The 13,317-nt window shown below is 48.1% G+C and carries 14 protein-coding genes and 1 tRNA gene; 1 reads left to right on the forward strand and 14 read right to left on the reverse strand.

All coding sequences use genetic code 11. The features are described from left to right. Window positions 1-13: 13 nt before the first annotated feature. The 12 genes from trmD to EL262_RS04055 all read right to left on the reverse strand — a co-directional run bounded on the left by trmD (window position 14) and on the right by EL262_RS04055 (window position 10,052). Window positions 14-697: a tRNA (guanosine(37)-N1)-methyltransferase TrmD gene (gene trmD / locus EL262_RS04000; RefSeq protein ID WP_025838564.1), complete on the reverse strand. Its 684-nt coding sequence runs from the start codon at window positions 695-697 to the stop codon at window positions 14-16. Between the two features lie 286 nt (window positions 698-983). Continuing rightward, on the reverse strand, window positions 984-1,469 hold the full coding sequence (ispF, locus tag EL262_RS04005; protein WP_036853741.1) for a 2-C-methyl-D-erythritol 2,4-cyclodiphosphate synthase: 486 nt from the start codon (window positions 1,467-1,469) through the stop codon (window positions 984-986). 15 nt (window positions 1,470-1,484) lie between these two features. Next, window positions 1,485-2,675: a type IX secretion system outer membrane channel protein PorV gene (gene porV, locus EL262_RS04010; protein ID WP_025838561.1), complete on the reverse strand. Its 1,191-nt coding sequence runs from the start codon at window positions 2,673-2,675 to the stop codon at window positions 1,485-1,487. A 42-nt stretch (window positions 2,676-2,717) separates the two neighbouring features. After that, window positions 2,718-3,314, reverse strand: a complete 597-nt coding sequence (locus EL262_RS04015) for a hypothetical protein (protein WP_078735552.1) — start codon at window positions 3,312-3,314, stop codon at window positions 2,718-2,720. Between the two features lie 47 nt (window positions 3,315-3,361). After that, entirely contained in the window at window positions 3,362-4,003 is a 642-nt protein-coding gene (locus tag EL262_RS04020; protein WP_036852223.1) for a redox-sensing transcriptional repressor Rex, read from the reverse strand. A 428-nt stretch (window positions 4,004-4,431) separates the two neighbouring features. Further along, entirely contained in the window at window positions 4,432-4,866 is a 435-nt protein-coding gene (locus EL262_RS04025) for a copper resistance protein NlpE (protein WP_025838556.1), read from the reverse strand. Between the two features lie 150 nt (window positions 4,867-5,016). Continuing rightward, window positions 5,017-6,942 (reverse strand): DNA mismatch repair endonuclease MutL, encoded by a 1,926-nt coding sequence (mutL, locus tag EL262_RS04030; RefSeq protein WP_078735553.1) that lies wholly within the window; start codon window positions 6,940-6,942, stop codon window positions 5,017-5,019. A gap of 6 nt (window positions 6,943-6,948) precedes the next feature. After that, window positions 6,949-7,260 carry a hypothetical protein gene (locus EL262_RS04035; protein ID WP_025838553.1) on the reverse strand — a complete coding sequence of 104 codons (312 nt, stop codon included), beginning with the start codon at window positions 7,258-7,260 and terminating at the stop codon, window positions 6,949-6,951. 25 nt (window positions 7,261-7,285) lie between these two features. Continuing rightward, complete coding sequence (locus tag EL262_RS04040; protein ID WP_025838550.1) at window positions 7,286-7,618, reverse strand: zinc ribbon domain-containing protein YjdM; 333 nt, start codon at window positions 7,616-7,618, stop codon at window positions 7,286-7,288. Window positions 7,619-7,923: 305 nt separating this feature from the next. After that, window positions 7,924-8,613 (reverse strand): ComEA family DNA-binding protein, encoded by a 690-nt coding sequence (locus EL262_RS04045; protein WP_036853736.1) that lies wholly within the window; start codon window positions 8,611-8,613, stop codon window positions 7,924-7,926. A gap of 22 nt (window positions 8,614-8,635) precedes the next feature. Beyond that, a complete protein-coding gene (locus EL262_RS04050) occupies window positions 8,636-9,304 on the reverse strand; it encodes an ABC transporter ATP-binding protein (protein WP_025838546.1) in 669 nt (222 codons plus the stop codon). A 7-nt stretch (window positions 9,305-9,311) separates the two neighbouring features. Further along, window positions 9,312-10,052 (reverse strand): tRNA threonylcarbamoyladenosine dehydratase, encoded by a 741-nt coding sequence (locus EL262_RS04055; protein WP_025838544.1) that lies wholly within the window; start codon window positions 10,050-10,052, stop codon window positions 9,312-9,314. Window positions 10,053-10,408: 356 nt separating this feature from the next. Here EL262_RS04055 and EL262_RS04060 point away from each other — a divergent pair, with 356 nt between their 5' ends. Next, window positions 10,409-10,867 (forward strand): PEGA domain-containing protein, encoded by a 459-nt coding sequence (locus EL262_RS04060; RefSeq protein ID WP_078735554.1) that lies wholly within the window; start codon window positions 10,409-10,411, stop codon window positions 10,865-10,867. Window positions 10,868-10,955: 88 nt separating this feature from the next. On the opposite strand, the gene aspS is transcribed toward EL262_RS04060, so the two are convergent. Together aspS and EL262_RS04070 are read right to left on the reverse strand one after the other, a co-directional pair. After that, on the reverse strand, window positions 10,956-12,722 hold the full coding sequence (gene aspS / locus EL262_RS04065; RefSeq protein ID WP_078735555.1) for an aspartate--tRNA ligase: 1,767 nt from the start codon (window positions 12,720-12,722) through the stop codon (window positions 10,956-10,958). Window positions 12,723-13,235: 513 nt separating this feature from the next. Further along, window positions 13,236-13,309: transfer RNA gene (locus EL262_RS04070), tRNA-Asp, on the reverse strand. Window positions 13,310-13,317 lie beyond the last annotated feature (8 nt).

A 13,317-nucleotide genomic window follows, 5' to 3' on the forward strand; every position in this document is an offset into this window, starting at 1 on the left:
TTTGACCCGAGTGTTATTCGTCGATCCGGAGCAAGTGAGGACGCAATCTCTTGGTGCGCTCCACGGCTTGATTGTGCTTCCACTCATCGATCTTTGCGGCATGCCCTGACAGCAGTACGGAAGGCACCTCCCAGCCATTGTACACCGCAGGTCGGGTATAGACTGGGTGCGAAAGCAAGTTATCTTGAAAAGAATCTGAGAGTGCGCTCTGTTCGTCCCCAATGACACCGGGGATGAGACGCACCGTGGCGTCTGCAATGATGGCTGCCGGCAGCTCCCCTCCTGTCAAGACATAATCGCCCACGGAGATCTCACGAGTAATGAGATGTTCGCGGATACGATGATCGACCCCCTTGTAATGCCCACAGAGGATGATGATGTTTTCGTACAAAGAGAGATTATTTGCGAGGCCTTGTGAGAGGATCTCTCCATCGGGTGAGGTGTAGATGATCTCATCATAATGCCTTTCGGACTTGAGATGTGTGATAGCCTTATGCACCGGCTCCACCTGAATGACCATGCCCGCCTCACCTCCGAACGGATAATCGTCCACTCGTCGCCATTTATCGGAAGTATAGTCTCTGAGGTTGTGCAGTACGATATCGACCAAGCCCTTATCCTGCGCACGTTTGATGATCGAGGTATTGACAAAACTCTCTAACATCTCAGGGATCACACTTAGGATATCTATGCGCATAGGGCAAAATGGGTATAATATAGGTTTTAAGTACCGCAAAAATACAAAAAAGAGACGATATAGTGCCGTCCCATTGGAAAGTTCGTCACATCTTCACCCACAGCTCGGGGCTATCCCAAAGGTATAGAAAGGGATGGACAATGTGCATCTCTCGCGTCACCAATGGAGCCCCCCATTGTCAAGCCATACCACTTTTCTCTAATCTCGACGGAAGCCAAGTAAAAAATCCATGCAGAGATTTGCATGGACTTTTCTTTTTGGGAAATCGATCATGGCATAGGTAAGCCTACTCCTTATATATCAGCACGGTTGCATAAGCGATGATACCTTCTTCACGCCCTGCGAAGCCCATCTTCTCATTGGTCGTGGCCTTGATAGACACATCTTCTATCGATATACCGAGCAGATCAGCGATAACGGACTGCATCTGAGGGATGTGAGGGTTCATCTTGGGGTGCTCAGCCACAATGGTAGAGTCGACATTACCCACAGCATAACCTTTATCCTTGAGAAGTTCACAAACACCTCTCAGCAGGAGTTTTGAGTCCGCTCCCTTGTACTTAGAGTCGGTATCAGGGAAGTGAAAACCTATATCTCTCAGATTGGCAGCTCCCAAGAGGGCATCCGAGATCGAATGAAGAAGGACATCGGCATCCGAGTGACCGAGCAGTCCCCTCTTGTGAGGGATCTCGATCCCACCTATGATGAGAGCTCTTCCTTCAGCGAAAACATGGACATCATAACCGAAGCCAACTCTTATATTACATTTCATCGATTTATAGCATGATTAGAGTGAAAAGCCGAGAGAAAGTCGCATCGTGTTGTTGAGCGGATTGTGTGCACTCAACCCTGTGAAGTAAGAGACATCAAAGGTGATATTGGAGAATAGGATACCGACACCGAGGGACAATCCCGAATTGTTTCCTTTGGAGGGGTGTTGATATCGCCACCCCAGTCGAGCAAAAAACATCTTATCATAGACATACTCGACACCCGAGGCCAGAGAGATCTCTTTGAGCTCTTCCCCAAATCCACCGGGGGCATCACCGAAAGAATGAAGTATCCCCTTGAAGGCACTCATTCGCCTTAGTTTGTCTCTCTGCTTGGCATGATCGGCATCTGTGGGCAGAGGGATTGATGGTGCGAGGTACTTATCTAATTCGATCCCGAAAGACACTTGGTGCATCTCCTCTGCCTTATAATCCAAGCCCGCTCCGAGACGAAGTATCGTCGGACTGAAGAGATAAGTCTTTCCTCCATCATAGGACAACTTCTCACCCATATTATTGATCGCAAGACCTGCCCTGAAATCCATGTCAGCACCGAACAGTCGGACTTTACTCTGATGACTGACCGAGATATCAAACATCAGGACATGAGCCAAATGTTTGACACTTTTGGGTCCCTCTTTACCTCCTGAGATGATGGTCTCCGCATTGAGATCGGATCTGAGATACCTCACTGCTGCACCGACACTCCACATAGGATGTAGCCTTATTGCATAGCCTAAATCTGCAGAAAGTTCGAAAGGCTTGATGACCAGCGGTGCGGCCTGCTGTTGCTTGGGAAAGAACAGAGCTTCACCGATGTCAAAATACTTGAAAGCACCGGTCACAGCTTGACGGTACTCATCCCCCCAAGCATAGTACCCACTGAGATAAGAGATCCCCATGTCCTTTGCTATCTCTGTCAGCCATGGGATATAGGAGAACGACACACCCCAGGTCTTTTGCACAAAACCGAACTTAGACACATTGTGATATAGCGAATGTACATCGGCTGAGGTAGCCACACCGATACCGGCCATCCCGGCACCTCGTGCATCGGGGGTGATGACGGTAGAGAGCCCCCCGATCTGAGGAGGATTGTAATACTCTCGTTCGGATGACTGAGTCCCGGAAGACTGTCCAAAAAGTGTCCCCATGCTCAGACACAACGATGTCATGACGATTATCACTCGGAGGTATCTGTACTTCATATTGATCTCATTCTATATCTGTAGCCAAACTTTTGAACACACTCATCTGACCCCAACGAATGCCAGCTCTTCATCCCCCAGTGAGACATAAAGATTGTCCCCTATCTCGACAGGCATATAGTCCGACAAGAGTGGGAAGGTCAACAAGTCCCCGATCTTGAGCATAAAATACTCACTGATGAGGGAAAGATAGTCGTTGATGAAAGCCGGAGAAGGCAGAGCCAGAGGATGCTTCTCTGTACCTTTGATAAACGACAATGCACCCGAAGCACAAGTATCATAGTCCTTGAGCACGCTCTGTACCAACGACCCATCGAAGCCGGAGTAAACCACATGAGGCAAGCCATCAGCTATCGCACGGCGGGCTTCATCAAGTCCGCAGAAGGAGACCCCCACACCGACTTGTTCCCAATATCGCTCTGAAAACTGTGGTGCTACAAACTTTCCCACTCGTGCTACACGGACGATGAGATAGGGTCCGGCATAGAGTCGGGATACGGGCTCAGGACAATAGAGCATCTTCCCGGAGTTGAGGAGTGCAGAGTCCGGTTTGGTGTAGACACATCGGATGTCTACCTCATTATGTTTGCCCTTCAAGGACATGGACAGTCGGTCGAAGTCGGTACAAAAAATCTTCACGCTGTATGGTTGGTCGTTCTAATACAAAATCACATTCTCTCCTCTGTTCAAAGGTGAGATTTCTCCTTGAGGCGATTGAACATCACTGCCAAATGGGCATACATCGAAGTATTCTGAACTACGACACCCTCAGGTACTGTGATACGCAGAGGGGTGAAGTTCCATATCGCCTTGATCCCATGAGCCACCATAAGGTTGGTGACCTCTTGGGCATTATGTATGGGGACTGTAAGTATCCCCACCGTAATATCAGGGGTGAGCATCTCCGAGATCTGATCCATGTGGTATATGGGCAGACCGCCGACAAAACTCCCACATATATCTTTCGAGACATCGAATCCCGCCACAATCTCCAGGCCATACTGATTGAGACCTCTATCCGTGATGAGGGATGCCCCCAAGTTGCCGACGCCAAATACGCAAGCCTTGTGACAGTCGTTGAAGCCCAAGAAGTCTTCCAAGACCTCGACCATATTGTTGACATCATAGCCCACCCTTGTCTTGCCGGCAAGAGAGACGTATGAGAGATCCTTTGCGACAAGAGCTGAGTCCACCCCGATAGATTTGGCTATGTATGTCGAAGAGACTACCTTCTCACCCTGCTTGCTGAGCAACTTCACGTATGCCAAATACCAAGGCAATCGTCTGAGGGCTGGCTCAGGCACTTGACTGTTTTTCTTCTTTGCCATCTTTCAAATAACAATTTAGGACGAAGACCTCCGGGTACACATCCGAGCCCTACTCGCCTTCGCCAATAGTAAATAAACCTTTCACAGCGCAAAAATAAAGAAATTGAATGGCTCTACACAATATTAGAGGAATTATTTAATGAAAAAAATGTCCAATGACACAAAAAACACATTCGAGACAAAACATAACAGCATAATAAATAACAACTTCACACGAGAGAAATTGAGCCGAACAAATAAATATTCAGCCCTTTTTCGCTCCCATCAGGTGGAAAGTACATTTTTCAGGTAAGACATTAAGAAGGTTTGCCCCGATGTTCATACAGGCGAGAGACTTCGATGAAAGCCTCGAAAAAACACTCAGGGCAGTGTCGAACATCGTATCGACACTGCCCTGAGATATTCCTGATTAGGAAACGACCGGCTGATTACTTCTTACGAAGGATATATTGGTCAGCCAATTCGCCTTCTACTACTGTACCTTCAGCAGTAAGTGCAGTGATAGTACCTTCGCCGAGAAGGAACATTGTCTTCTCACCTTCTTCGTTGACAAGAGTGAAGGTTACACCATCTTCTGCCCACTCGATAGTACCCTTGTTTTCGAATGTAGAACCTTCAGAGACATAAGTCATAGTTCTTGCAAAAGTATTGTCATCGTTAAGTGTGATGACATTCTGGATACCTTCACCTGATCCGCTGGGGAGAAGACCTTCGTAAGTACCTACCCAAACCTTTTCTTGAGCAACAGTTTCTGTCTGCTCTGTCTGAGTATTCTCAGTAGATTCGCTCTTCTTGCCACCTGTGCAAGCTCCGAAAGTCAATAGGGCTACGAGACTCAAGCCCAAAAACATACCTTTCTTCATAATTTAATTCTTTTTTGATCTTATTGGTTGTTAATTGAAATATCCAATTCTGAATATGGGGTCAAATTTAGCAATAATATTCGTTGCATGAGTAATTATACTCTCAAATCTTACAAAGTGATGCAAAAAAATATAAGTAACTAAGACACATCACTCTCCGAAACGCTTGGCCAGCTCTTTCGGAGTCATCACCGATACAATGACTTTACCACCGGGCGCAAGGAGGTTGCCGACGGACTTATTGATCTTGCTGATCATCTGTGCAACAGCAGTGTGGGTATAGTAGCCATCTTCGTGCTTCATACGATAAGCCGTGAGTGCAGACACCAGTCTGTGATAGACAACCTCCTCACTGCTCTTGTCCATCGCATTACATTCCTCCAAAATCTCCAAAAGGAGGTCGGCCTCATTACCGGCAGGCATACCATAAGGGATGGCATTGATGGCATAAGAGTTCTTGCCCATCTCTGAGATGTCGAAGCCCAGAGACTGGAGCGATGTTTGGTGCGCTTCGAGGAGCTTTGCCTCCTTGATCCCGAGATCGATAAGTTGCGGAAAGAGGAGACGATTGGATATGATGCTCTCCTGCCCTATCGCTTCCATATACTCCTCATAAATGATCTTGGCACGAGCCCTCCGAAGGTGGATGATGCGCAAGTCTTTTTCGCCCGAAACAAAAGCATATCCGCCAAAGATGACGAGCTCGGGGATCTCATTGAGGGACGAGGGGATCTCTTCTACTTCGGGTGTGAGCGATGAGGAGATGAGTGTGGATGAACCGACTGTGATGGTGCGAGGAGCACCGGCGGATGAGGACCGCTCGACGGAAGTCCTATTGGCTTCGAAGTTGCGATAAAACTCATCCCAGTCGGACATATCGGGCAACTGAAACTCTTGTGGAAGTTCGCCCAAAGTATCAAGTGTATAGTCTGCACCGGCGACAGAAGCTGTGACAGAAGAGGTCGCACCTCCGGAAGAGATCCGTGAGGAGATGATCGGAGGCTCTGCCATGTCTCTGATGTCGACGGGGACGAAAGTGGGGATGTCGATTGGATTATCCTCTTCAAAATTGATGGAAGGGACTGCTGCACCCTTCATCAAGACCTCTCGCACGGACGAATACAATATCTTGCTGATATCTCCCTCGGCCTCAAACTTGATCTCGGTCTTGGTCGGATGGATATTGACATCGATACTCGACGGATCGACTTCGAGGAAGATAAAGTACTCGGGCTGATCCCCTGGAGGTATCATTCCCTCATAAGCATTCATTACCGAGCGGTGAAAATACGTGTGGCGCATATACCGCCCATTGACGAAGAAGTGCTGGAGAGCACCACGCTTACGTGAAGCCGAGGCCCGCCCGACGAAGCCCGTGATATTGACAAGAGGTGTCGCAGTATCGACACTGAGGAGGATATCCACAAGACGCTTCCCAAAGAGATCGATAATCCGTTGTTTGAGAGATGTCTCTCGGAGCTTGAAGACGAGCTGATCGTTGTGCACCAGCGTGAACTGCACCTCGGGGTGGACTGTCGCCACCCTCTGCACCTCGGTGATGATGTGCTTGAACTCGGTGTCGTCAGCTTTGAGAAACTTGCGACGTGCCGGGATGTTGAAGAAGAGATTCTTGATCGCAAAGTTGGCTCCCGGAGCACACACAACAGACGAAGACTCGATGACCTTCGAGCCTTCGATCTCCACCCTTGTGCCCATCTCCGCATCATGAGGGCGAGTCTGCAAGACGATTTGTGCCACTGCGGCAATGGATGCGAGTGCTTCTCCTCTGAACCCCATCGTCGTGAGAGCAAAGAGGTCGTCGGCACTCTTGATCTTTGAGGTCGCATGACGTTCGAATGCCATACGGGCATCCATGGGAGCCATCCCCTTACCATTGTCGATCACCTGAATAAGGGTCTTCCCGGCCTGTTTGATCTCGATGACGATATCTGTCGCTCCGGCATCAATGGAGTTTTCGACCAACTCCTTGATCACCGACGCCGGTCGCTGGATGACCTCACCTGCCGCGATCTGGTTGGCTATATTATCCGGTAGTAGATTGATAACATTATCCATACCACATCAACGGAGATACAGATAAGCAAAAAGCACAGCAAGCAACACCCCGACGAGGATCAGAAGCCAGTTTTGCGACCTGCGCTTCTTACTTGCCTCAGGGTCGTTGGCAGATTTACGCAGGTGCTTCGATGCGTGATGAAAAGAGCCCTTGATATTTTCCTTGACGTCCTTGGCGGTCAAGGTATCATCGCCACTGAGTTCACGACGAGCCTTATCGACCTTACGCTGAAGAGCCTCTTTTCGCTCATCGATATACAAAGGTTTGTACTCAAACCCTCTCGGCTTTTTTAGCTTATAGAACTGAAAGATGCCCATACGACAAACTCCTTTCGATGACAGCTCAACCCTTACGTAAAAACTCTGTCCTCAGCACGATGGCCGATCCATCGATCTTGCAGTCCACAAGATCAGGATCCTCGGTCAAGCGGATACTCTTGACCTTTGTGCCCTGCTTGACAACCATGGAAGATCCCTTGACTTTGAGATCCTTGATGACCGTCACTGAATCACCATCGGCAAGAGGAGTACCGTTACAATCCCTTGCGACAGGCTCCTCCTCGGTGGTATTCTCCACCGAAACAAACTCATGTCCACAGTCAGGACACACGAAAGTAGTACCATCATGGTAAGTATTCTCCATACTGCACTGTGGGCATTTTGGGTATTCCGTCATATTATTGTGTTGATTATTGATTGTTACATTGCTAATAGTTACAAAGATACGGCATCACATCCAATTCTGCACATTCTTCGTCACACTATTACTCAAAGACTGATAAAGACAGACTCATTATCAATCAAATAAACCGACTCAATCCACCTTGGTAACAAGAAAAACCCGACCTCATGAAAAAAAGTCCATGAAGGCGACAAATCGAGTCGTTAAACTTGATAACGAAAGTCGTTAAACTTGTATCATCAAGTTTAACGACTTTTTTTGAGAACTCCTGACAGGGATAAAGAGAGAAGAAGACCAAATCAGAGGTCCAGATAAGGAGCAAGCCTCAGACTATCGTCTTTGGTGAACACCGCAGAAGACATGATCTTCTCCCATGTGAGAGGAGGATTTTGCGCCAAGATATCCTCCAACACCCTCTTGTGTCTATAAGACAGATAGGGATGGCGTGGGATACTGTCTACGGAGAGGGTCAGATATCGGACTCCCGTACGTATCATCATATATGGAGCGATCTTATCGTAACGCTCACGATCCATACCGTAGACCTCCTGCAACTGCTCGACGCAGTAATAGCCACCAAGCATGGATCTGTACTTGACGATCCTGCGAGCAAACGAAGGGCCTATGCCGGGGACTCTCTGCAGGAGCAGTGTATCCGCAGTATTGAGGTCGATGGTCGCTCCGACCTTGAGCTTCGGTGTATAGCCTTGTTGCTTGGTCGGCGGGCCGGGATACTTGGATGTGCGTATGGGAAGGGTATCTTTGGGAGCTTCGAGAGTAGCGAGGACAGAGGATGTGTAGCGAGGGCCTTCACTCTCTTTGGATGAAAGGCTGTCGACAGGGCATTGTTCTATCCTGGATGGAGGGGTTGACTTCGGACGAACCTTGTCCTTATTCACCCACATGAATGCCACCAACAAAGCGTACAATACCATGATGATGAGCAAGACCTTGCGGTCATCCTTATTCAGCTTCAACCACTCTCTCATATCACCTCGGGGCAGCGTTGACTTATGCTTGTACGATACGACCGTCTTTGAGCCTGATGACTTTGTCGGCAAAGGCGGACAACGTGTCATCATGAGTCACGATCACGAAGGTCTGCTGTCTCTCATCTCTCAGTTGTCTGAATATCTTGTGCAACTCCTCTTTATGCTCGCTGTCGAGTGCTCCCGAAGGCTCATCAGCAAAGATGAGCACGGGATCATTGATGAGTGCACGAGCGACGGCCACACGTTGCTTCTCACCGCCACTGAGGGCATTGGGCTTGTGGGTGAGGCGTTCGGCCAGATTGAGAGAAGTAAGTAAAGCCTCGGCTTTTTTCATCGCCACCTTCTTGCTCTGACCTGCAATCATGGCCGGCAGAGCGACGTTCTCTTGAGCCGTGAACTCGGGTAGAAGTTGGTGAAACTGAAAGACAAAGCCTATGTTTTGGTTCCTAAAGTCGGCTTGTTGATTGCTATTCATCTCTCCCACCCTCTTACCGAGGATGTCGATGGTACCGGCATCTGCACTGTCGAGAGTCCCCAAGATCTGCAACAAGGTGGTCTTCCCTGCCCCACTGGCACCGATGATGGCGACAATCTCCCCCTTGCGAACCTCCAAAGAGACACCTTTGAGTATCTGCAAAGGGCCGAAACTCTTACAGATGTTTTCACCCCTGATGACAACTTCACTCATAACTTCTTTATTCTTGTTGATTGATAAGGCTGTTCAATACTTCATAGGCCACAAAACAACCGAATGCAGCAGGCATATGCGCAATGGTGCCCGAGATTGACTTCTTGTTCTGTTCACCATCCGTCTCGACAGTAGACTCACGATTGGGCAATTCGGTCGAATAGACGACCCGGAACTTTGTCGGCACGCCCAACTTGCGCAACTTTTTTCGCATCATCCGAGCCAACGTACAGTTGATGACCTTGTCGATACGTCCGATCTTGATTTCCCGTGGATCGATCTTTGCCGCAGCCCCCATTGAGGAGACAAAAGGGATTTCTCTCTCCTGCAAAGACTTGATGAAATGAGCCTTGGGACTGAGCGTATCGATGGCATCGACTGCAAAATCATAATGTGCTGCATCAAGAAGGTGTTCCGTAATTTCGTCTCGGATGAATGTCTCATGGACATGGAGCTTAAGATCGGGATTGATCGACCTGAGTCTCTCCTCCCACAGATGAGCCTTGGGCTTGCCGATGGTCTCGTGGGTAGCGATGATCTGTCGATTGATGTTCGACGGTTGTACAGTGTCCGAGTCCACAATGGTGAGCTCTCCCACCCCCGACCGCACAAGCAATTCCACGGCATAGCCACCTACACCACCAAGCCCCACGACAAGGACGTGCTTCCGCTGCAAAAGTGACAAATGTTCTTCACCGATGAGCATCTCTGTCCGGTTGAAGACCTCAGGATGTCGTCGTCCGCTCATATACTCGCAACCACCTCCTTTGCCTTATGCTTCGTTTCTGTATCTATTATCATATTGGGATTTTCGTACGCCATAGATTGTATTTTTGACCCCGAAAGATACGACAATTTGAGTACAACGACAATCCCTATCACTCACAAGGTTTGGGTGCAACACTAAGATCCACCACATACTCGTCTCAAACACAGACTTGATTATTCGTTCTGATCTCTCCACAGCTTGAAAGACAAAAACTCACACTTATATTTATAAAAAATGACAGCGACTAAACTCTCGTGTATAAATATTTTATACCTTTACAATCGTTAATAGAAACATTAATTATTCATTATCCACGCTTTAATCTATTATTTCACATGAAGAAAAGTACGTTTATGACAGCGATCATGCTTGTCTTTGTCCTGCTCACATCGAGCTGTGCAACCATCTTCACAGGGACTACTGACGTCATCCGATTTGACTCAGAACCTCAAGGAGCAACGGTTTATATCGATGGCGTAGAGCTATGTAAAACACCTTGTACTCATGAAGTAAATCGCTCATTGAGTAGCAAGGAATTTGAGGTCAAGCTTGACGGCTACCAAGCAAGAGTCGTCACTCTTGACAGACAGTTCAATCCCATTACTGTCCTCAACGTAGCAAATGGTCTAATTGGTTGGGCTATTGATGCTGCAACAGGTTCAATGATGCAATACGGCCGTAAGAGCTACAACATCACCTTGGAAAAGAAGATCAGAAATGTAGCAAAGAGCAACCCAAAAGAAATCCACATTGACACTGTCAATAAGGTTGTTGCTTTCCACATCGTGAAATAATCATTCCGACAGAGTTGTGATTAAACGACAAAGGGCACTGAACCAATTGGTTCAGTGCCCTTTGCTATTGATACACTTTCCTATTATCTTACTTCTGCAACTGTGACAAGTCGACCTTGAGGAAAAGCTCGTCGAGCTGTTCGTTGTCAAGCACAGAAGGAGCATCGATCATCACATCTCGTCCGGAGTTATTCTTAGGGAATGCGATACAGTCTCTGATGCTGCCAAGTCCTGCGAAGAGTGAGACCCAACGGTCGAAACCATAAGCTATACCGCCGTGAGGAGGGGCTCCGTACTTGAAAGCATTCATGAGGAAGCCGAACTGCTCCTCAGCCTTCTCCTTAGTGAAACCTAAGAGGGAGAACATCTTCTGTTGAAGTTCGCTATCAAAGATACGGATCGACCCGCCACCGACTTCAACACCGTTGATGACCATATCATAAGCATTGGCACGCACCTCTTTGGGATTGGTATCCAAGAGAGCCACATCCTCCAACTTCGGTGAAGTGAATGGGTGGTGCATAGCATAGAATCTCTGAGTATCCTCATCCCACTCGAACAGTGGAAAGTCCACCACCCATAGACATGAGAACTTGCTCGGATCCATCAGGCCACGACGACGAGCCACTTCGAGACGAAGTTCGCCAAGTTGCTTGCGCGTCTTCATCACATCATCCCCACTGAGGATGAGGATAAGGTCTCCGGGCCTTGCTCCCATCACCTTCGCCATCTCGGCACGTACTTCATCGGAGTAGAACTTGTCCACACTGCTCTTCACTGCGCCATCTTCCTGCACACGGGCATAGACCATACCTTTGGCACCGATCTGAGGTTTCTTGACATAGTCAGTGAGCTCGTCAAGCTGTTTACGAGTATATTCTGCAGCACCCTCGACACATATACCTCCGATGTATGCGGCATCGTCAAAGACACTGAAACCATGCCCCTTGAGGAGCCCATCAAGTTCAACGAACTTCATGTCAAATCGTGTGTCGGGCTTGTCCGAACCATAGTACTTCATAGCATCGTGCCAAGAGATACGTGGATAGGCTTCGGTCTGCTCAATGCCGAGGACTTCCTTGAAAAGGTGCTTGGAGAGTCCTTCGAAAGTGGACAGTATATCTTCTCTGTCGACAAAACTCATCTCACAGTCGATCTGTGTGAACTCCGGCTGACGGTCAGCTCTCAAGTCTTCGTCACGGAAACACTTGACAATCTGGAAGTAGCGATCAAAGCCTGAGACCATCAAAAGTTGCTTGAAGGTCTGAGGGGACTGAGGAAGAGCATAGAATTCGCCGGCATTCATCCGAGAAGGTACGACAAAGTCTCTCGCACCCTCGGGAGTAGATTTGATAAGAACGGGGGTCTCCACTTCGAGGAAGTTGAGACTGTCCAAGTATCTACGGATGATGATGGACATACGATGACGAAGCTCAAGATTTTTGCGTACCACATCTCTACGCAAGTCAAGGTAACGATACTTCATGCGGAGCTCATCTCCACCATCGGTCTGATCTTCGATGGTGAAGGGGGGAGTCTCTGCCTTGTTGAGGACAGTAAGGTCACTCACGATGACTTCGATGTCTCCGGTGGGGATATTGGCATTCTTTGAGCTACGCTCTGCCACTGTCCCAGTGACCTGAATGACATACTCTCGTCCCAATTCGCCTGCACGGTGACAGAGAGCTTCACTCTTTTCGTTGCTAAACACAAGCTGTGTCACACCGTATCTGTCTCTAAGGTCGATGAAGGTCATCCCTCCCATCTTACGATTACGGTACACCCACCCTGCAAGGGTTACTTCTTTACTGGTGTCGCTCAATCTAAGCTCACCACATGTGTTGGATCTGTACATTAGATATATCTTAATTTGTTACTATAATCGTTCGTATATATCTACAAAGGTAATTAAAATTTACCCTGAACTTCTATCCTCAAGGCCTTAAATTTGAGGTCGTATCTGAACTGAGTCAAAGAGGTTTGATCGACTTGGCGAGTGGCGTATGGAGAGCGCCACGTCTATCGTATCACCCCTCGGACAGAATGATTTCTGTATCGCAACAGAAAATATTCCGACACGACACAGAATGGACTCTGTCGACTGACAAAACACAAAAAATAATAGACTACAATACCTACAAAGATCTTTGGATAAAAGGGGGATAGTGTACTGTGGGTGTGTCGGGGCTTAAAGAAAGGATGATGAAGTCTATCTCAAAAAAGGCCAATACATAATCATCCGAAAGAGAAAGAGCAACAATGTGGTGAGCAAAGCCTCATCAGCCCCATGACAAATGGTATAGATCACACGTGGAGACAAGCATAAAAAAAGAAAAGGATCGATAGTCAATGACTATCGATCCTTTTGCGGTATGGACGGGACTCGAACCCGCGACCCCCTGCGTGACAGGCAGGTATTCTAACCAGCTGAACTACCACACCGTGCTGTC

Origin of the sequence: Porphyromonas cangingivalis, assembly GCF_900638305.1 — a bacterium.
GTDB lineage: Bacteria > Bacteroidota > Bacteroidia > Bacteroidales > Porphyromonadaceae > Porphyromonas_A > Porphyromonas_A cangingivalis.